Here is a 19,170-nt window from a genome sequence, read left to right as displayed (position 1 = left end):
CACCCGGTGAGGGGCGGTGGTGCTGCCCGAGGGCATGACGAGTCAGGCCCATTGGGCCAGGGGTGGGGAAGGTGCCGGGAGGCCGGCGGGAGGGTCAGGCCGACAGGGCCGCGTGCGCGGCGGTGGCGAGCGGCAGGGCGATGCCGAGCCGGGTGCGGAGCTGGACCGCGGTGATGGGCTCGCCGTGTGCGGCCAGGTGGGATGCGGCGATGGTGCGGGCCGCGTTCATCAGCGGCTCCGGTACCGCAGGGGCCTGGGCCGGTGCGGGTTTCACCACGGGGGCCGGTGAGGCAGCGGCGGCGACCGGGGCCGGGGCGGCGACGGGGGCCGGGGGTTCGGCGACGGGTTCCACGACGGGTTCCGCCTCGGCCGGGGCCGGTTGGACGTCCGGCTCAGGGGCCGGTGCCGTGACCGCATCGGACACCGGGACCGGCGCGGGACTCGGGGCGGCGGGGATGACGGCGTGGAAGTGCCGGAGCAGGGTGGGGCCCACCGCGCCCCAGCCGAGCAGGAGAAGCGGGGCCACGCTGTCGAGGGCGGCCCGTCCGTAGTGTCCGGCCAGGATCGGGTGCGCGGTGTTGAGGGCGAGGGTCAGCAGGCCGGACAGGTGCATGAGGCGAGTCGCCGAGCGCAGCTCGCCGGCCGGGACTCCGTGCAGGGACAGGGAGCGCAGTGCGACCAGAAGCCCGACCACCGACAGGTCCACCATGGGCGCGATCAGCGGAGCGATCTCGGCCGGGACTCCCAGGCGCAGGGCCAGGGCCCACACGTTCCCGAAGGAGAACACGAACGCCAGGGCGGCGATCAGGACCATCACAACGGTGATGGTGCGCTGCGTCGTCCGGTCTTCCGTCAACGTAATTCACCTCCTTCCAGAGTGAGTTGGGAACGACTGGGAGCCCTGGGTTCAGGCCGCGGCGGGGGCGTCGTCCTCCGGAGGCTCGTCCTTGCGCAGGCTGGGCGGGGTCAGGTTCGCCAGCAGTTCGGTCGGGTCCTGGGTGAGGTGGGCGGTGAGCTTGGCGACGGCGGCGGCATGGGCGGGTTCGAGGTAGGGGGTGCGGACGCGGACGAAGCCGGGGCGTCCCTCGGCGGCCATGGAGGCGACCCCCACGTACTGGGAGCCCTGGAGGTTGATGGGGTCCATGTCCGGCCAGTTGCGGATGTCGTCCCCGAGCGCGGCGACGGATGCTTCGGTGGTGCGCTGGTAGAAGGACAGGGCGGCGCTGCACACGTCCCGGATCGAGGTGGGGATGGCGTCGCCGGTCGCCTTCTGGGTGGCCGGCACCGTGTAGATCCCGACCGACCGGCCGCCCTTGACGAGCAGACCCGTCAGACGGACGTTCTCCGCCGCGAGGGCGGCTAGCGCGCGGGTCTCCTTGTCGCTGCCCTTGTGGTCGTGGAAGAAGGTGTGCGACTCGTCGATGACGGCGAACACCAGCGGCCACTGTTCGCTGGGGCCGACGTTCCACATGTTCGACGTGCCCAGCACCGTCCGGGCCATCGTGGCGCGGTCGTGCAGCAGCTTGACCAGCCGCCGCAGCAGCGCGTTGGCCTCCCGCAGGTCATGACCGGCGTGCGCGAACACACGGGGCAGCACGTCTGCGTAGTCACCGTGGGCGGCGTCGGACACCTTGCCGTCGATCACCGCGAACTGCACGGCCGGGGACGGCCCGAAGTAGGAGACCAGTGCGGAGAGCAGGTTGGACTTGCCGCCGCCGACACCACCCGCGACCACCACCCCCGACTTGTTCTTGATCTCGATGTGAACCGGGGCGCCGTACTCGTCCTGACCGACCGGCCACACCGTCAGGTCGGCGGGCGGCTCACCGGTCGGCACGTACTGGATGTGGCCTGCCAACGGGTCGCGACGGATCGCCCGCAAGGTCGCGAGGCCCGGCTTGCCCGCCTCGACGGCGACCCGGACGCAGCCCCAGGCATCAGCCAGGAATCGGGCCTTGTCCTGGAGTTCCTTGATCCCGACCTTCGGCAACAGCTTGACGTGGACGATCACCCCGTACCGGTCCGGCTGCGTCTTGATCACCGGGACCAGTTCGCGCGGCTTGGGCTCCGGGGCGTCCTTGCCCGTGTTGAGGGAGGACAGCCAGGGCGGGGTGCGGTCGGTGACCGACAACCCGGCCATCTTTGCCAGCCGCGTCCACGTCATCCGGATCTTCAGGGCCTGCCGGATGCTCCGGCGCATCTCCTTGTCCGCCTGCATGTAGCGGACCGTCTTGACCACCGCCCACGCCGTCAGCAGCACGGCGCAGGCGACCAGCACCACCGGCAGCCAGCCGAAGACCTGTTCCACGTTCATCGAACCCTCCCCATCCCCTTCTTCTTCACGTCCTCGACGGACACCCTGACTTCCGCGCAGGGTCCGTAGCCGTAGACCGACATCCGGGCCTCATGAACAGCGCGCGATACGTGCATCCGGGCGATCCAGTCCAGCTCGATCCCATGGGCGGCGAAGACGGCCAGCACGTCATCCGACAGAGACGAGGCCCACTTGCCGCCGCCGGGCGGAGTGACAGAACCCCGCCCGGCAGTCGCACCCATTACGCGGCCTTCTTGACCGCAGCGGTCGGCTCGGTGGCCGACTCGGCCGGAGCGGCAGGTGCGGCCATGGCCGGGGCCTGGACCATCTCCAGGCGCGAGACCCGGTAGGCGACGCCGTCCGAGAGGCTGCCGTTGAAGATGCGGGCCCACGGGGTGGCGATCAGCTCCACCGGACGGACCATGACGCCCGGCACCAGACCCGCCGGGACACCGGACTCCGGCACGGTCATCTTGAGGATCTCGGCGCGGCCGTCCGACATCTGCATCACCGTGACCGTGTAGAGGGATTCCCCCGTGTCGCGGTCGGTCGCGATCTCCCCCGTCTCCGGGTTCTTGATCTTCGGAGCCGCGCCGGTGCCGGTGATGTAGGTGTCGGTCGGCTTGACGAGGACCGGGATACGAGCCATGCGTTCACTCCTGCGATTCGGGGCCCCTGGTGGGCCCGACAGGAAAGAAACTACCTCGCCCAGCTAGCTAGGTCAACAGAGAAGGATTGAGTGACTTAGCTATGTCGGGCTAGGTGGGTTGGCTGAACTCGGGATAGCTGGGCTAGGGGCCGCTACCCTGGGACCATGACGAAACGGCCCTCCAGCGATACGCGACCGCCCTATCGGCGGGTGGCGGACGTGCTACGCGACGAGATCCTGCGGGGTGACCTGAAGCCCGGCCAGCAGCTCCCCTCGCATCGCGAGCTGCAAGAACGCTTCGAGGTCGCCAACATGACCGCCCGCAGCGCACTGCGCGTCCTGCGCGACGAGGGGCTGATCCACACCGTGCAGGGCCGGGGCAGCTACGTCCTCCCACCCGAGGGCGAAGGCGCCGGCGGCGGCGAGCACACCGGCGACCCGACCCCCGACTACGTCCCGCCCGCCTGGTACACGACGCAGATCGGCCGCACAGAAGTGTGGGGCGGCCCCGGAAATCCGCCCTCACTGCGCGACCTATTCAGGCGCGAGCCGAACTCAGGGTCGCAGACCTCCGGCGAGGCCGAATCGACCACGCAGGGCCGTGGGGAACCTCTTGCCACTGGCGAGCCGGGAACGCTGACCCGGCCGGACGCCAGCCCGGAGTTCAACGCCCTGGCCCGCCAGGTGGAAGTTCTCACGCGGCAGGTCGGCCAGCTTGAGCAGCTGTTTCAGCAGGTTCTTGAGGCACTGCAGAAGCCGGACCCGTCATAGTGCCCAGCAGGCTCGCCACGTCTTCCGCCAACTGAGCCAAACGTTCTACCCGCTCGCCCAACTGAGCCAGGCATCCGGCCAGTACCTGCTGTTCCCGCTCGTTCATTTCCACCCGTTCGTTGTCGCGCCTTTGTTGCGTGTCGAGATCAGCCAACCGCCGGGGGCTTGCCCGAAGGCTTGCCCAGCGGTGATCCACCGGCGGATCAGGGCTTGCCCGTGTCGTGCGGCAAGCCGTCATCGCGGTTGTTGAGTCGGGTCTACCGGCCGGACCGGACAGGTACGAGAGCCATGGCCCAGCGCTCCCGCCGGGCGGGCAGAAACCTTCCTTCGCGTCCCGCCGTAGGGGCCTGCGCCTCTTCTGTGCGCTCATGCCGCTCGTCCTTCCAGTCGTCCGGGCAGTGCATCAAGGGTCTGGAGAAACGCCGGTTTGGGTAACCGGCGATCGTCGGCTATGTTTCGCCGCCCCGCTTTTAGGGATCGCCCGTAGAGGTCGGTTTTTCGGGTCGCGTGTTACCCCGGCCAGATGTGATGCCGATCACTTCCCGCCCCTTCCATATCTGGCGCCTCCGGGCCCTCCGGTGTGCGCGCCAGCGGGTCGCCGAAAGCGGACACCTCCGCCACGACGAATCCCCCTGCACTTGCTGCGGGTACGGAAAGACCCCCTGGTGTGACACCGCAGCTTGTGACCTGCGTCTCGCTTCTCCAGCGAGCCGTCGACTTTTCCGTAGGCCGTAACGATGCAACGGTCAGCCTGTGGATATCTTCCGGCGATCTCGCGCACAGACCGGTATAGAACAGGCTGATCACGAGGTGAGCGGGGTGAAACATGACAAAGGGTCCACTCCCTACCAGCCGAAGCCGCCGAAGGGGTGAGCTGTCCAAAGTTTCTTTACTGGATCAAGGCGGCCCGCTGGCGCGGGCCGCGCGGCGCGGCGGCCCCAGGCCGCCGCTGGCTCCATGTCTCCGCCACCGCCCGCGACGGCCCCCGTCCGCTCGCGCCGCAAGAGCCCGAGAAGCGGGCAGCCGGACCCGTGGAGAACCCCGACAGTCGCCCCACGGCGAGCACGGCCAGCAGGAGCGGGGCGCATGCCAAGTCCGCACCGGTCACCGCGGATTGCCATTCAACTCGCCGTAACCCGGGCAGCCGACCTCCTGCCCATTCGTCAGGCGAGGCTGGCGACAGCACTCAGGCTGCAACGTGGCTAAGGCCGTGACGGAATCGGGAAGCGTGGCCGGGGCCGGTGGGTGGTTGCTGGAGACACACGTGGCGGGTGCTCGGTCGGCGCACCCGCCGTCGTGGCTGACTTTCTGTGGCTGAGGTCGTCAACGGCACGGGTCAGCTGATCAGAGAAGGCAGCGCGGTCCGGAGCTACGCGGACGTGGTGTGGGTGAAGCCCAGGGAGGCCAGTCCTTCGGCCTGGCACAGCCGGTCAGAGGGGCCACCGACCTCGGTCTGGAGGAGCTGGTAGGCGGCGCCGTGGGACTGGCCCCAGCGCATCGCCGCCCGCCACAGGATGCGTCCCAGGCCCTGGCCTCGGGCCTCGGGCAGGACGGCGAAGTACTGGGGCATGAGTTGGGGGCGTCCGATGGCATCGGGGAGCACCTCCATGGGGCCGATCGCGCCCACGATGCGGTCCTCGACGACTGTGGCGAGCACCGGGCCGCACCGGCCTGCCTGCATCTGGGTGTGGAGGAAGGCCAGGCCATCGCCCGCCATGGCCTCGGCAAACGGGGCGAAGGTCTCCTGCACGGCGGCCGGCCAGGCGGTGACGGACCGGACCGGACCGCCCGGGTCGGGGCAGGGGCCGGCGGTGAAGTCCTTCAGCTGGATGCGGGTGCCGCGCGGGTGTGCGGTCTCGGGATCGAGGGGGCGTACGACCCGGGCGCCCGCCACGTCGTGCGCGGCGGCGAGCTTGGCGGCCAGCTCGGCGGCCTCATCCGTGACGCTGTCGCGAAGCCCGTAGGCGAAGACCTTCACGGTGCCGCGTCCACGTTGGGTCAGGGTGGGGATGAGGGTGTGCTCAGGTTGGTGGACCACGTCGCTGCATAGGACTCTCTCGTCCTTCTTGCCGCCCCAGCGCCGGTCCTTGTCGTACGGAAGGAAGTCTCCGGTATCGGCCGCTCGCAGGGTGTCCTCGAACATGCCGACGGTCAGGGCGTCGGGATGGACGGGACCGAGAGTCGGCACGATCGGCGCGGTCAGTACGGGCCGGAGCCAGTCCCAGCGGAAGAACATGACCGGCACCCTAGCGGTGAGCCGGTCAGGGCTCAGGCCCCGACGCGAGTACGCCGGGGCCTGAACGGAGTTGACCGGATCGTGTCGGTCAGTGGGGGTTGTCGTCACCGGCGTCGCAGGAGCACTCCGCGCTCTCCACGATCACGTCGAGGTCCTGGACGGCGGTGATCGACGCGGTCGCGACGGGCGGGGCCGCGCGGCGGGCCGAGGTCGGCGGGCCGGGGAGGATGGTCACCGGTACGGGCGGGGTCATGAGGCGTTCTCCTTGTCTCCGTGCTGGCAGTAGCTGTGCAGCGGCGCCTTCGCCTCCTGGTAATGCTTGGCCAGGGGGCGGCAGACCCGGCAGGTGCCGGACAGGGCGCAGCCCTCGCACCCTCCGGTGCGAAGCATGAGGCGGTCGGCGATGGCGCCGAGCCGGGTGAGGCCGTCGATGCCTTCGGCCATCAGGTCGATCTGCTCGTCGCGCCCGACCTTGCAGATCGAGACCTTGGCGTGCGGGTCGGCGTGGAAGAAGGTGTGTCCCGCGTTGCAGCCGGCGAACGGCTTGCGCTGCCGCAGGTGGGCGGCGGACTGGGCGAGCAGCGGCTCTCCGCCGCCGTAGATCGTGGGCGTCATGTTCGTGTACGCGTGGTTCTCGACGTTCCACTCGTCGGCGAGGGCGGCCATCTCGTCGGCCTCGGAGGCGTTGTCCTCGGTCACCACGACGTTGATGCGCAGAGGAAGCCCCGCCTCTCGCGCCGCGTCCATACCGCGCCGGAACGCCTTCCACGCCCCACGGCGCTGGGTGAGCGTGTCGAAGGACTCCTCGCTCGCCCCGTACATGCTGACCACCAGCCGGTAGGGCGGGCAGTCGCGGAAGAGCTTCAGGAGGTCCGGACGCCAGAGCAGCGAGCCGTTGGTGGAGATGGTGAGCATCATCCCGGCCAGCCAGGCGTACCGGTAGGCGCCCTGGAAGTGAGGATCCATGGTGGGCTCGCCGCCGGTGATTTGCAGCCAGAGGACACCGGCCTCGCGCATGATGTCGAGCAGTCGCACCTTGTCCTCCCAGCCGAGGCCGGAGAACGGCCGCTCGCCGAGGTAGCAGTGCTTGCAGCCGAAGTTGCAGCCGAGGTTGATCTCCCACGAGGCCCGGCAGTAGCCGTACGGAGACGGCTCGCGCACCAGCACGGTGCCCTGCGAAGTCTGGCCACCCAGGTCCAGACCCCACAGGTCGGAGGCGGTCTGCACCGCCCAGGCGGGAAGCGGCGCACCGTCGATGGCGGCCTGGCGCAGATCCTCGAAGTGGTCGGCGGAGACGCGGGCGCCGGCCCGTGCTCCCGGTTTGAGGAGAAGGTGCCCGTCGAGGAACGGGGAGGCGATCAGAGCGTGGGCCATCGGTGGCCCTCCTTCCGGATCACGGAGCGGGACAGCGCACGGGGCCCCTGGCGGCCGGCGCGGCAGTGGATCTCGCCAAGGCCGTTGCAGGTTCCGCAGGTCTTGCCGGACGAGTTGGCGCCGCTGCCACCGCAGTCCCCGCACTGTTCGTTGCGAAGCGAGCGAGGGCGCCGGGCCTTGTGCGGGCTCGCGATCAACTGGTGCACGAGACCTCCTCCAGGGCGTCTTCCCAGGTGTGCTGCTTGGCGTGGTCGGCGAACAGACAGCAGCCCTCGCCGTCAGGACCCGGGGCGGCCACCGGGCAGTCCGGCAGCACGACGAGTTCCGTCTCGTCCGGCCCGCGCCAGCGGAGCCACAGTGCGGTCCCGTACGCGCCGGCGTCGGTGAGGAGACCGAAGTGCTCATCTCCGTCGTGTGCGGACAGTTGGCACTGCACTGCCCTGTCGATGTACGGGGCGGTCGACTTCTCCCGTGCTTCTCGTGCCAGGTCGAGGGGCACCCGGCGCCAGTGCGCGCACCGCATCACGACACCATCCGGAAGGATGCGACGGCGTTCCGGGCCTGCTGCGAGCACCGGGGGCAGACGCACGGCGGGTAGCGGCCCGGGTTCTCCGGGACCACCGGGTCCTCGCCCACGCGGACCTCTGCGCGAGGCCCCCACGTCTGGCCGGAGTCGCGGGAGACCCGCAACGTCATCCGTACGTTGTCCTGTCCGTTCGCCATGGCCAGGAGCATCGCGATCCGCGGGCCCGGCCAGAAAGGCCAAGCGGATTACCCAACTTGGGTAACATCACCCTCGGTTGACCAAGTGCAGCGATCCGTAGTCCTCATGCCGGAGCGTGCCCGATGCCCGAGCCATCTCGCTCGAAGGAACTCCCGGTCAGCCTGCTCACGGATCCAGTGATGATCGAGGCATGCCAGGCCAGAGACTTCGGCCGCATCTTTCAGCTGGTCAAGGCACGAGCAGGCATCTATCCGTCGATGATCGCGCGCCGCTGCGACCTGACCCCGAGCCGAGTGGGCGAAGTGATCGCCGGACGGCGGCAGCTGCTGCACATGGACGTGATCGAACGGATCTCGGACGGCCTACGCATCCCAGGGCACATGCTCGGCCTTGCCCGACGCTCCTGGGAGACGCCGCCCAGCCTGACGGTCACGCCCCGCCGACCGGTCGAGGTGCCGACCTCAGCTGTCGAACCGATTGTCGCCGGACTGCCGGGGGCGGACGTCGACAGCATCCTTGCCCTTGCTGCCGAGCGGGACCTCAGCGCGTCGACGCTAGACGCGCTGCATTCGTCGATCGCGGACTACTGGCGCCGGGACGACGAGCACGGCGGCGAGACCTTACGGCCGGCGGTCGTCGGACAGCTCCGCTACGTCGTCGATCTCCTCAAGGAGCAGCGCCCCGCTCCTCTTCGGGACGGCCTGCACAGCATCGCGGCCGAGCTGGCCCGGCTCACCGGATGGACCTACTTCGATGCCCGCCAGTACAACCAGGCGCGCGCCTACTTCACCGAATCCCTCGGTCTGGCCAAGGCCATCGACGACCGCCAGTTCATGGCCAACGTGCTCGCCTGCATGAGCCTCCAGGCCACCTACCAGGACAAGCCTGGCGACGCTCTCGCACTCGTCACGGCCGCCCAGGACCAGGCCCGAACGGCCGCGGGGACGACGCCGCGCGTGCTGGCCATGCTTGCGATGCGCGAAGCCTTCGCCCACGCCACCCTCGGCAACCACGGCGCGACTCACACCGCGATCTCGGAAGCCCACACCCAGTTCGGCCGGATCAGCACCGGCGATCCAGACCCGGCCTGGGTCGCCTACTTCGACGAGCCGAAGCTCATCGTGGACACTGGGATTGCGCACGGCCGCCTGGGCGAAGCCGCCCTCGCCGAACCCCTCATCGCGGACGCGCTACGCCGCGAGCACGCATCGAACCACCGAGGCCGGGCCTTCCACGCCTTCTGGCTCGCCCGCACGCAGCTCCAACGCGGCAAACTCGACGAGGCATGCCATACGGCCATGGACGCCCTTGCCCCGGCAGCGGCCGTCAGCTCGCAACGAGTCGCCGGCCACCTCCGGGAGTTCTACGAACAGCTTGAGCCCTTCCGCCGCGAACCGGCCGCGGTGGCGTTCGAGTCCCGGCTCCGGGAAGCGCTGCCCCGCCAGATCAGCGGATCGCCTCGTCCATGAGGACGTAGAGCAGCCCGACCAGGGAGCCACTGCTGACGATTTCACGGCGGTCGATCATGCCCCGCACATCGGCCAGCGGGATCCACTCGATCCGGTCCGACTCGTTCTTCTCGGTCGGCGGACCCTCGTACGTCGCCCCATCGGCCCGGAAGACGTGGTGCTGCGAGTCGGTGATGCCGTTCGCCGGCTCGGCATAGATCAGCGGCTTGATCGCGCCGGGACGCCAGCCGGTCTCCTCCAGCACCTCACGGGCCGCCGCTTCAGCCGGGCTCTCGCCCTCCTCCACCAGGCCCATGGGCAGCTCCCACGCCCAGGCGTCCGTGATGAAGCGGTGCCGCCACATCATCAGTACCTCGCGCCGCTCGTTGACCACGGCGGCCACAGCCAGGTGCCGGAGCTTGACGACGTGGTGCTCCCAGCGGTGCCCATCCGGCGTCTCGACGTCGGTGAGCCACAGGTTCACCCAGCTGTTCTCGTAGATCGGACGTTCACCGTGGATCTTCCACTGCATCGCTGCGGCCCCTCTCGATCGGCCTCCAGCATCGCAGAGTGTGGGTGCCGTTGAGCAGCCATTGCTTGGGTCTCTGGCCTCGCACAGGTCCGTTGCCGACCTGGTGCCAGAGGGGGCCCCTAGAGTTCGTGAGAATCTCCGGATAACTACGACATTACGGCGTAGCCTTGAGACGGCCCGTGACGAACATGGCCGCCGCGAAAAGGCCAGGGGCTCATACTTTCATATCGCAGTGAATTTGGGGTTACTGCTGGCCGCGCCCCGCAGGTTTCGAATGAAGACGACAGAATATGGAGGGCCGCCGTGGAGCGATTGGATCAAGTTTCTGGGGGAAGCGAGGCGAATGGAGGGAACTCGCCTGCTGCCGATGAGGGCACTTCCTCGAAAATCGCTCCATACCGGCATGATTCTTCCAATATTCAGGCGTTGGCGCAGGTTGCGGATTGGGCATGCGATCAGGCTGAAAGCTACTACGAAGCCAGCCTTCGAGTAAAACAACTCGCACAGGAGCCTGATGCGCCAATTGATTTGGCGGCAGTGCGCGAGTTGACTATAACCTTCTCCTATCATCTGTCTGCGAATCAATTCGGATCGGCGCAGCCTGGCGCTCAACTTGGCCCACTGGAGGGCCCTTCTTATCCGAGAGCGCTACGTGACGCGGATGAAGAAGTACGTGCCTTGTGGCTTGATCTTGAGGCAGAGGCCACCCATGCTTTGGTGAAGGCGCGCTGCGCAGACATTATCTTCTTGCTTAAACTGGCGAATCCTCGGAATGCGGCAGAGCGGGCAGTTCGAAGCTACATGGAATTGGTTGGCGGAGACCTGAGGTCGAGCGAGCAGAGTGACTGTTTGCTCAGGGCTTGGGAGCTTGCTCGCTCTGTGGGGCTTTCTGCACTCGTGCAAGAGATTTCGTCAGCCATGTTGGGGCTGATTGAGGTCGCTTTGACTCGCGGCGAAGACCCTTATGTCGTAGTTTCCCTACTGGATGCGCTTACGGCTCCCCAGCGCAGGAAGAACGCTTTGCAGGTGGATCCAAAGGTGGACGATCTCCTCGATCGTGCACTTTTGGTCTACTCTCAAACGCACATCGTTAGCCAGATAGCTGTGCTGGTTAGGCGCAGGGCGGTCGGTGATGAGGAGCGTATCCGGCGTGCCAGTGAGATCGAAGTGAAGGCCCACCTAAACGATGCAGAGAAGGCAGTCGACTCCATCGTAATTAGAGCGCATCTGAACGATGCTGCATCGAGGGCACGTCAGTTGAACTTGCCGGATCTTGAAAAGGATGCAGTCTCCCGACTCCAATCAGCGCCGGCTGTTGAGTGGAAAACCATAAAATCTGAGGTGAGGATTCCCAACTCCCTATTTCGGAGCTATTCTCGCCCGTTCGAAACGGCGGACACATGGGATCAGGCTCTAGGGTTCTGGTTCCAGATGGACTCTCCCACCGGGAGTAGTGCGACGAACGAGGCCACGGCGCGCGATATTTTGAACCAGTCGGTCGTTAGCAGGTTGGCTACAACCATTTTCTTTGGGCGCGGCGACTTGCCAAGAAGTGTGCAGTCTGGTGATGACGACGAAGCGTTTCAGAATGAGCTTGTTCGCGTGGAGACGATGGGTATCCATCTTCATGGATTGATTCTTGCCGATGCGCTAGATCTGATCAAGCTCAGATTTGGGATCCCCTCTCATGAGGATCTTTCTAATTCCTTGGGGGAGTTCGGGCCCCATCCGATACTGGCTCGAGCTCTTGCGAAATCCTTCTTGCTCTACTGGGTGGGCGAGTATGAGGCATGTGTCCATCTGGCGGTTCCGAAAGTAGAGGCGGCCGTTCGGGCTCTCCTTCTGGAGCTGAATGAACCTGTATACCGGGTGTCAGTCGGTGATAGTAAAGGCCAGTTCCCGGGGCTCGGTGCCCTGCTCGACCCTTTGATTGAAGCTGGATTTGACCCAGATTGGACAAGGTTCCTCAAGACGTTCCTTCTGGGGGACGGGATGAACGTTCGAAATTTCGTCGCTCATGGATTCATGGATGACGTGAGCCGCGAGACTGCTGCCCTCGCGCTGCGCGCATGCAGCCTCTTGGTGCTTATCGCCTCGGAGGATTCGGTGAAACGTGACAGCTCGGCAGTTAAGGCAGTACTTGGCAATCCGCATCAGGGGGGATTGCCTCGGTCTTGGTTGTTGCGGTTGGCGAATGCGGTGCGGGCTGCACGCAGCGAACTGCGCAAATAGGGCATTTGTATCGGATGCTTCCTATCTGAACTTTTCGGCTATCCCTTGTCTTGAGGGTGTGAACAGGGCGATGTTCTAGGAGAAGTTGTTGGGCGGGGGTGCGTGGCCGAGCGGTGCGAGCCAGGTGGCCTGGTGGTTGGCTCGAGTCGGCCGGCTCCCTTCCTCGGAGGATCGCCTGGCGCGTGTCGACGCGGGGGCCTCGGGGAGTGGTGCACCCCTAGACTCGATCAGGCCCTCTCGTTCACAGTTGACCGGCGGTACCGTGATGGTTCGGTGACGGTGTGCATGGAGGAGGGGACGGTGCCGCAGCCCAGCGCCCGCAGTAAGGCCATCAACCCGAGCGCATACAACGCACTGGCTGACGCTTTGACAGTCATCTTTTGGAACAAGCCACCCTTCGAGCGCTATGTGCGGGGCATGCTCACAAATCACAGTGAGCTGCTGGCTCGATTGGACTTCGGTGCGACCAAGCGTGAGACCTCCGGCCTCTTGGTTGATCTGTTGCGTGCCAACGAAGCCCGGTACCGCGACCTGGCCGTCCACATCATGTTGGACATCGCCGAGATGAAGCGTTTTCCCAACCTGGAGCAGCAGGTGGACAGGGACGAGATGGTGCCGAGAGCCGAAGCCGCCGTGTCTGTTCTGCGCGAGTGGACGGAGAGGCAGCGAGAGGCGATCCGGGAGCGAGAGGAGCATGAGGCTGCCATCGCGGAGGACGTCAAGAAGTCGCAGCAGGCGAGGCTGTTCAACGAGGACCATGAAGCTCTTAAGCGCCGCTTCTTTGCGATGCATGGAGCCTCAGATCCGCACAGGAGAGGGACAGAATTCGAGGGCTTCATAAACGATCTGTTCGGGCTGTACGATTTTGAGCCGCGGGCGTCGTACACCCTGGCCTACGAGCAGATCGACGGCGCGTTCCTCTTCGACACCGACCACTACGTGCTTGAGGCAAAGTGGTGGAAAGAGGCCATTGGGCGCAGAGAGTTGGACGTATTCAAGGCCAACATCGAGCGCAAGGGCAAGAACACGCTTGGTATGTACGTCAGCATGAGCGGATTCACCGCGGACGCGCTGGCTGTGTACAGCTTCGGCACCCCGTTCATCACGATGGACGGGAGCGACTTCATGGCAGTGCTAGAGCAGCGCATCCGTCTGGATGACCTGATTCGCCGGAAGAAGCGGCATGCGAGTGAGACGGGGCATTGCTTCCTTCCCGTCTCAAAGATCTTCTCGGATGGTGACTAGGGGCGGCGCTGGCGATCTCGGCGGTTACGCCACCATCGGCGGATGCGGGCGGCCGGCCTTCGCCACGCATCGAAGAGTTCGTCTACCTCGCGGCCGAGCTTTGTGCCGAAGCCGAGGGCCAAGCTGAGCAGGCCAAACACCGCCAGGGTTCCGAGAGTGAGCTCGTTCAACGTCTCGTCCTTCTAACAAAGGCCGGACGGAACAGGCGTGCTCAGTCCGGCCACCAACAGGTGACGAACTGAGATCACGCCGGCGCAGCGACTCAGGGTGGTGCACCCGGATGCAGAACCGGGGTCTTCCCTTACACGTGGATTCACAGGCCCGTGGGTGCTCTCCCACAGAAGAGGCGCGGCAAACTCCTGAGCCGTCACCGGACAACTCAGAGTGGGCCCAACTGGGGCCCCACCTCCAACACCCTTGCGGGTGCCCACTGCCACCGGGCTGCCGCCCGGCAGTTAGCACTCTAGCGCCAACCTGCGCTTCGCAACGGCGAGTCATGTATTTGGGGGTGTGCGGCGTGACGGCAGCGGTGACGGCAACGACGGCACACGGCCGCGGGTGACCACTACCGCGAGCAGCCAAGGCTGGAGGCTCTTGGGGCCTCTCCTTGTACACTGCCCGATCCTACGGATCAGAAGGTTGCAGGTTCGAATCCTGCCGAGTGCACACAGACAAGAGGCCCGGACGAAAGTCCGGGCCTCTTGCGTTGGGTTGTTCGACAATGCGGGCATGACGGAGATGCTGACGGTCTGGGTCGACGGCTGGCAGATGGAGTGCTGCGGGGAGTCCTTCGCCGTGGGGGGTGTCGTCTCCTGGACGCTGCTTCGGGCCGATCCGGAGGACTACGCGGATGTCGTCGGTGCCGAGGCCGCCCGGGGGATCGGTTTCCGCGAGGAGCACCATCTCGGGCACGAGGAGGGTGAGGCCGTCTCGGTCGAGGTCGTGGCGATCGTCGAGGCTCACTGCGCGTACGCGCCCCGCCCCGGTGGCGGCCGCACGTACGAGCCCGTCCGGGGTTCGCACGTGTTGGTGCCGGTCCGTCGGGCGGAACGGTGGGTGGAGGAGCGGCCGGGCAGTCGGTTCGTGGGGTGGCTCGTGACCGCGCGGGGTCTCGTGGCGCCGTCGGAGGGGTAGGGGGCGCCCCCGGACGGGAGGGGGGTCCGGGGGCTCGTGGGGCGGTGGGTTCAGGCGGTTGCCCCGGCCTCGGTCCGGACCGGCTGGGCCGGCCGGGTGAGGGTGCGGTGGCGGCGGGTCGGGACGCCGAGGGTCGGGTTGGCGACGCCCCAGGCCGCGGCCTTGCAGATCAGTTCCTTGTAGCGGGCGGCGAAGCGGCCCGTCAGGGCGCTGTCCTTCGCGCGGTCGTCGGCCGTCACGAACTGGATCAGGCCGTCCTTGCGGCCCAGCGAGATGCACTGGTTCAGGTAGTGGATCGTGTTCTTCGGCAGCTTGCCGCCCGTCAGGCGGGCCGCCAGCGAGTCGGCGGCCAGCCAGGCCATCGGGGTGCCCGAGGCGCAGGACATCCGGAGCGGCTTGTCGCCCGGGCCCATCGCCATGGCCGCGTCGCCGACCGCGTACACGTCCGGGTGCGAGACCGAGCGCATCGTCTCGTCCACCACGATCTGGCCGGTCTCCGTGACCTCCAGGGCCGTCGCCCGCGCGATCGGGTGGACCGCGAAGCCGGTCGTCCACACCGTGGCCGCGGCGGGGAGGGAGTCGCCGGCGGCCGTGGTGACGCGGTCGGCCTCCACCGTGGCGACGGACGCGTTCTCGTGCACCGCGATGCCCAGGCGGTCCACCGCCTTCCGCAGGTACGCCCGGCCCTTCGGCGACAGCCAGTCGCCCAGCTCGCCCCGTACCGCGAGGGCGACGGACAGCTCCGGACGCGCCTCCGCGATCTCGGTCGCCGCTTCCAGGCCCGTCAGACCGCCGCCGACCACGACGACGGAGTCGCCGGCGGTCATGCCCGCGAGCCGCTCGCGCAGCCGCAGCGCGCCGGGGCGGCTCGCGATCTCGTGGGCGTGTTCGGCGGTGCCGGGGACGCCCTGGGTGTTCCAGCCGCTGCCGAGGGCGTAGACGAGGCTGTCGTACGCGAGTTCCTCGGTGCCCGTCCCCGGCGCCGTGACCGTGACCGTCTTGGCGTCCACGTCCACCGCCGTGACCTTCGCCTGCTTCAGCGCCACGTCCGTCCCCGCGAGCATCTCCGCGAGCGGCCGGGGCGTGAGGTCCTGACCCGCCGCCAGCTGGTGCAGCCGGACGCGCTCGACGAAGTCGGTGTCGGCGTTGACGAGGGTGATGGCGACGTCCTCGCTGTGCAGCCGCTTGGCGAGGCGCCCGGCGGCGGTGGCTCCGGTGTAGCCGGCTCCGAGGACAACGATGCGGTGCTGCATGTCCGTACTCCTGTCGTGCGGCGGGTTCGCCTCTTGGCTCGCCTCTTGAACCGGGCAGCCCGGCCGTTCCTGACAGGAGTGACATGTGACCTGCGTCACACACTGAGGAGGGGTGTCAGAAGGCCTCGAAGAGGGGCTTTCCGTGGTCCGCCGCCGCCCACCGGCGGGTCGCGCGCTCCAGCTTGTCGGGGTTCACCTGGTTGCGGAACGCGACGATCCCGTCCGCTCCGATCTCCAGGGCGATGACGCCGATGACCCGTCCGTCGACGACCGCCACGACGCCGGGGGCACCGTTGACGTCCGTGGTGTGGATCTCCGCCGTGCCGCCGGTGATGGCCCGCTTCGCCTTGCCCGGCTTGAACAGGCCGCGCATGAACGTCGCGACCGCCTTCGCGCCCTCGAACGCCTTCGCGCGCGCCGGGACCTTGCCGCCGCCGTCGCCGACCGAGATCGCGTCCTCGGTCAGCATCCGCACGAGCAGGTCGGTCTGCCCGCTGGTCGCCGCGGCGAGGAACTCCTCGACGATCCGCTGGGCCGTGGCCTCGTCGATCTCCGTGCGGGCCCTGCCGTCCGTGACGTGCTTCTTCGCGCGGTGGAAGATCTGCTGGCTCGACGTCTCGGTGATGTCGAGGATCTCCGCGATCTCCCGGTGCGTGTACGCGAACGCCTCGCGCAGCACGTACACCGCGCGCTCGTTCGGCGAGAGCCGCTCCAGGAGGGTGAGGACGGCGTACGACACGGATTCGCGCTGCTCGGCGGTGTCCGCGGGGCCCAGCATCGGGTCGCCGGCGAGCAGCGGCTCGGGCAGCCACTGGCCCACGTACGTCTCGCGCCGGGCGCGCGCGGAGGTGAGCAGGTTGAGGCAGAGGTTGGTGAGGACCTTCGTCAGCCAGGCCTCGGGGACCTCGACGCGCTCCACGTCCGCCGCCTGCCAGCGCAGGAAGGTCTCCTGCACGGCGTCCTCGGCCTCGCTCGCGGAGCCGAGCATGCGGTAGGCGATGGCCTCCAGGCGGGGCCGGGAGGCTTCGAAACGGTCGACGTCGATCATGGTCAGGGCCATGACCAGATCCTAGTCTCGGGGCCGTTCGGCGGCGATGTCCGCGCGCTCACCGATCGACGGCCCCGCACCTCTTTTGGGTGAACCTGTCTGATTTGCATGTCAGTTGAATATGCCCTCGGCCTAGCTTGCGACGTGGAGGTGATGATCGATGGACGCGATCGACATCGATGACATGGTGTACGCCGCCACCGGGGCCCGCCTGCGGCGGCTCACCGCCCCGGACGGGACCCACTGGTTCCCCGTCGTGGACGTGGCGAAGCGGCTGGGGTACGCCGGGGCGCGCGAGGCGCTGCGGACCGTGGACCTGCCCGCCGGCAGCCTCGCTAGGGCGGGTGAGCTCGCCGGGAGCGCCGCGATACTCGCCCGCGCCGGCGTCCGCGCCACGGCGCGGATGGTGGGCGTCCCGGGGCTCGTCCAGCTCGTGGGAGCCTGCCGCAGGCCGGAGGCCGGGCCCTTCAAGGCCTGGGTCGCCCAGGTCGTGACGGCCGTCCAGCGCGAGGGCGGGTACGGGCTCGACCTCTCGCCGGTCCGCCCCGGGTACCTCCTGCCGCCGGAGCTCGTCGACGTGCTCGTACGGCTGGAGGGGCAGTTCGACGAGCACGCCGCGGTGTACGCCGCCGCGTGCGAGGAGTACGCGGACCGTGCGGAGCTGCTCCGCGAGACCCGCGAGAGCCTCGCAAGGGCCGCCGACTCCCTTGCGCGCCTCGCGGTGCCGCGCCAGCGCTCCGGGGCCGGGGCGGAGGCCGGGGTCGAGGCGGAGGCCGGGGTCAGGACCGGGTCCGCCGTCGTCACGCTGAGCCCTCAGGAGCTCGTCGAGTCCTGGGCCATCACCGGTGACACCCGCACGGTCGCCTCCTGCCTCGCTCCCGCGCTCGTCCGCGGCGGGGTCCGCTACCGGCCCCAGGACGTCACCCGCCGCACGGGCCTCTCGGGCGAGCGGGTGCGGGACTGCGTACGGATCCTCCTGGAGCGCGGCTGCATGCGGGAAGTGGGAGAGCCGGACCCGGACGGAGCCCGCATCTACGTCCTGCCGTGAGTCCGTGGTTCGTCGCCCCGGCCCGCCGCACCCGGCCGTCGCGTCGGGCCGTCGCCTCGGTCTGCCGCACCCGGCCGTCGCGTCGGGCCGTCGCCTCGGTCCGGCCCTCGGTCTGCCTCCCCGGGGTTGAGGCCCCGGGGCTTCCGGCGCGGGAGACTGGACGGCACCGGGGGCGGACGCGGCCGGCGGTCCGGAACGGTCGGGAACGGGGAGAGAAGCGCGTGGAGTGGTCGAGTCGGGGGCTCGGATGGGACGGAGGGGTGCCCGGGCTGCGGTGGCGGGGCGGGCGGGTCAGTTCGCTCGCGTACGGGCAGGTGCTCGCCTTCCGGGCCGTCGGTGACCGGCGGTGCCCCGGGGCCCGGGGCAACCCCTGCCCCCTGGAGGCCGTCGTGTCGGGGCGGGCCACCGGCGGGCGGTGTGCCGAGTGCGCGCGGCTCGACCGGGCGCACTCCGTCGCCGCCGACACCCTCCTCGACGACCCGCGGCCGTACCGCGTCTACCTCGCCTGGTTCGGGCCCGGCATGACCAAGGTCGGGATCACCGGCGAGGCCCGGGGCGAGGCCCGGCTCCTGGAGCAGGGGGCCGTCGCGTTCAGCTGGCTCGGGCGGGGACCGCTCATGGCCGCGCGCCGGACCGAGGAGGTCCTGCGGCAGGCCCTCGGCGTGCCCGACCGGATCGCGTACGAGCGGAAGCGCGCCGTGCGGCACGCCCTGCCGCCCGCCGGGGACCGTGTCCGCGAGGTCGAGGAGCTGTACCGGAAGGCCAGGGCCGTCGGCGGGTGGACGGAGACCCTGGAGCCGCTGGAGTTCGCCCCGCGCGACCACGCCGTGGCCTTCCACCTCGACGGCCTTCCGCCGCTCGCCGGGACGGTCACCGAGCTCGTCGACGGCGGGGTCGTCACGGGCCGGCTGCTCGCCGCCGCCGGTCCCGACCTGCACCTTCTCTCGCCGGACGGCCGCTGTCTCGCCCTCGACACCCGGCTCATGGGGGGCTGGGCGCTGCGGAAGCCGGAGGGCGGGGAGGCCGCCGGGTTCTCCGTGCCGGTGACGCCGGTCGCGGCCGCCGAGGAGGCCGGCAGCGCGCAGGGCGAGCTCTTCTGACCGTTCGTAAAGTCTTGGATCCCTTTGCCCTGGTGCCGTGGACAGTCCCCGTCGGGCCCGGC

At 68.5% G+C, this 19,170-nt stretch carries 19 protein-coding genes; 7 read left to right on the top strand and 12 right to left on the bottom strand.

Annotation, left to right across the window (positions count from 1 at the left end; all coding sequences use genetic code 11):
- Nucleotides 1-94: 94 nt before the first annotated feature.
- From AB0G79_RS00675 to AB0G79_RS00660, 4 genes are read right to left on the bottom strand one after another with little or no spacing between them, the layout of a single operon-like run.
- Nucleotides 95-856 carry a DUF2637 domain-containing protein gene (locus AB0G79_RS00675; protein WP_360798055.1) on the bottom strand — a complete coding sequence of 254 codons (762 nt, stop codon included), beginning with the start codon at nucleotides 854-856 and terminating at the stop codon, nucleotides 95-97.
- A gap of 51 nt (nucleotides 857-907) precedes the next feature.
- Nucleotides 908-2,314 (bottom strand): FtsK/SpoIIIE domain-containing protein, encoded by a 1,407-nt coding sequence (locus tag AB0G79_RS00670; protein WP_360798053.1) that lies wholly within the window; start codon nucleotides 2,312-2,314, stop codon nucleotides 908-910.
- Entirely contained in the window at nucleotides 2,311-2,556 is a 246-nt protein-coding gene (locus AB0G79_RS00665) for a hypothetical protein (protein WP_360798051.1), read from the bottom strand. Before AB0G79_RS00665 ends, AB0G79_RS00670 begins: the two co-directional genes overlap by 4 nt.
- Nucleotides 2,556-2,963, bottom strand: coding sequence for a hypothetical protein (locus AB0G79_RS00660; protein WP_360798049.1), 408 nt, complete (start codon nucleotides 2,961-2,963; stop codon nucleotides 2,556-2,558). The genes AB0G79_RS00665 and AB0G79_RS00660 overlap by 1 nt, the downstream gene beginning before the upstream one ends.
- A gap of 165 nt (nucleotides 2,964-3,128) precedes the next feature.
- Between AB0G79_RS00660 and AB0G79_RS00655 the strand changes: the two genes are divergently transcribed.
- Nucleotides 3,129-3,734, top strand: coding sequence for a GntR family transcriptional regulator (locus AB0G79_RS00655; protein WP_360798047.1), 606 nt, complete (start codon nucleotides 3,129-3,131; stop codon nucleotides 3,732-3,734).
- 1,369 nt (nucleotides 3,735-5,103) lie between these two features.
- On the opposite strand, the gene AB0G79_RS00650 is transcribed toward AB0G79_RS00655, so the two are convergent.
- The 5 genes from AB0G79_RS00650 to AB0G79_RS00630 form a co-directional block, all read right to left on the bottom strand.
- Nucleotides 5,104-5,970: a GNAT family N-acetyltransferase gene (locus AB0G79_RS00650; RefSeq protein WP_360798045.1), complete on the bottom strand. Its 867-nt coding sequence runs from the start codon at nucleotides 5,968-5,970 to the stop codon at nucleotides 5,104-5,106.
- A gap of 88 nt (nucleotides 5,971-6,058) precedes the next feature.
- Complete coding sequence (locus AB0G79_RS00645; RefSeq protein ID WP_164494953.1) at nucleotides 6,059-6,223, bottom strand: hypothetical protein; 165 nt, start codon at nucleotides 6,221-6,223, stop codon at nucleotides 6,059-6,061.
- Nucleotides 6,220-7,344: a radical SAM protein gene (locus AB0G79_RS00640; RefSeq protein ID WP_360798043.1), complete on the bottom strand. Its 1,125-nt coding sequence runs from the start codon at nucleotides 7,342-7,344 to the stop codon at nucleotides 6,220-6,222. The genes AB0G79_RS00645 and AB0G79_RS00640 overlap by 4 nt, the downstream gene beginning before the upstream one ends.
- A 193-nt stretch (nucleotides 7,345-7,537) precedes the next feature.
- On the bottom strand, nucleotides 7,538-7,867 hold the full coding sequence (locus tag AB0G79_RS00635) for a hypothetical protein (RefSeq protein ID WP_360798041.1): 330 nt from the start codon (nucleotides 7,865-7,867) through the stop codon (nucleotides 7,538-7,540).
- Nucleotides 7,867-8,067, bottom strand: coding sequence for a hypothetical protein (locus AB0G79_RS00630; RefSeq protein WP_360798039.1), 201 nt, complete (start codon nucleotides 8,065-8,067; stop codon nucleotides 7,867-7,869). The genes AB0G79_RS00635 and AB0G79_RS00630 overlap by 1 nt, the downstream gene beginning before the upstream one ends.
- Nucleotides 8,068-8,190: 123 nt before the next feature.
- Here AB0G79_RS00630 and AB0G79_RS00625 point away from each other — a divergent pair, with 123 nt between their 5' ends.
- On the top strand, nucleotides 8,191-9,537 hold the full coding sequence (locus tag AB0G79_RS00625; protein ID WP_360798037.1) for a hypothetical protein: 1,347 nt from the start codon (nucleotides 8,191-8,193) through the stop codon (nucleotides 9,535-9,537).
- On the opposite strand, the gene AB0G79_RS00620 is transcribed toward AB0G79_RS00625, so the two are convergent.
- Nucleotides 9,515-10,048: an NUDIX hydrolase gene (locus AB0G79_RS00620; protein ID WP_360798035.1), complete on the bottom strand. Its 534-nt coding sequence runs from the start codon at nucleotides 10,046-10,048 to the stop codon at nucleotides 9,515-9,517. The two genes, AB0G79_RS00625 and AB0G79_RS00620, sit on opposite strands and share 23 nt — an antisense overlap.
- A gap of 303 nt (nucleotides 10,049-10,351) precedes the next feature.
- On the opposite strand from AB0G79_RS00620, the gene AB0G79_RS00615 reads away from it, so the two are divergent.
- The 3 genes from AB0G79_RS00615 to AB0G79_RS00605 all read left to right on the top strand — a co-directional run bounded on the left by AB0G79_RS00615 (nucleotide 10,352) and on the right by AB0G79_RS00605 (nucleotide 14,659).
- Nucleotides 10,352-12,280 carry a hypothetical protein gene (locus AB0G79_RS00615; RefSeq protein ID WP_360798033.1) on the top strand — a complete coding sequence of 643 codons (1,929 nt, stop codon included), beginning with the start codon at nucleotides 10,352-10,354 and terminating at the stop codon, nucleotides 12,278-12,280.
- Nucleotides 12,281-12,580: 300 nt separating this feature from the next.
- Nucleotides 12,581-13,525 (top strand): restriction endonuclease, encoded by a 945-nt coding sequence (locus AB0G79_RS00610; RefSeq protein WP_360798031.1) that lies wholly within the window; start codon nucleotides 12,581-12,583, stop codon nucleotides 13,523-13,525.
- 729 nt (nucleotides 13,526-14,254) lie between these two features.
- Nucleotides 14,255-14,659: a DUF6578 domain-containing protein gene (locus tag AB0G79_RS00605; RefSeq protein WP_360798029.1), complete on the top strand. Its 405-nt coding sequence runs from the start codon at nucleotides 14,255-14,257 to the stop codon at nucleotides 14,657-14,659.
- Nucleotides 14,660-14,709: 50 nt separating this feature from the next.
- Here AB0G79_RS00605 and AB0G79_RS00600 read toward each other — a convergent pair whose 3' ends face one another.
- Both AB0G79_RS00600 and AB0G79_RS00595 read right to left on the bottom strand, forming a co-directional pair.
- On the bottom strand, nucleotides 14,710-15,912 hold the full coding sequence (locus tag AB0G79_RS00600; protein ID WP_360798027.1) for an FAD-dependent oxidoreductase: 1,203 nt from the start codon (nucleotides 15,910-15,912) through the stop codon (nucleotides 14,710-14,712).
- A gap of 115 nt (nucleotides 15,913-16,027) precedes the next feature.
- On the bottom strand, nucleotides 16,028-16,972 hold the full coding sequence (locus AB0G79_RS00595) for an RNA polymerase sigma-70 factor (RefSeq protein ID WP_360798025.1): 945 nt from the start codon (nucleotides 16,970-16,972) through the stop codon (nucleotides 16,028-16,030).
- A gap of 148 nt (nucleotides 16,973-17,120) precedes the next feature.
- Here AB0G79_RS00595 and AB0G79_RS00590 point away from each other — a divergent pair, with 148 nt between their 5' ends.
- On the top strand, nucleotides 17,121-18,008 hold the full coding sequence (locus tag AB0G79_RS00590) for a BRO family protein (RefSeq protein WP_360798023.1): 888 nt from the start codon (nucleotides 17,121-17,123) through the stop codon (nucleotides 18,006-18,008).
- Between the two features lie 221 nt (nucleotides 18,009-18,229).
- Nucleotides 18,230-19,108, top strand: a complete 879-nt coding sequence (locus AB0G79_RS00585) for a DUF2797 domain-containing protein (RefSeq protein ID WP_360798021.1) — start codon at nucleotides 18,230-18,232, stop codon at nucleotides 19,106-19,108.
- Nucleotides 19,109-19,170 lie beyond the last annotated feature (62 nt).

The organism is Streptomyces sp. NPDC020807, assembly GCF_040641575.1.
In the GTDB taxonomy this organism is placed as follows: domain Bacteria; phylum Actinomycetota; class Actinomycetes; order Streptomycetales; family Streptomycetaceae; genus Streptomyces.
Note: the sequence above shows the minus strand (reverse complement) of the source record. Positions and strands in the feature narration are given on the sequence as shown.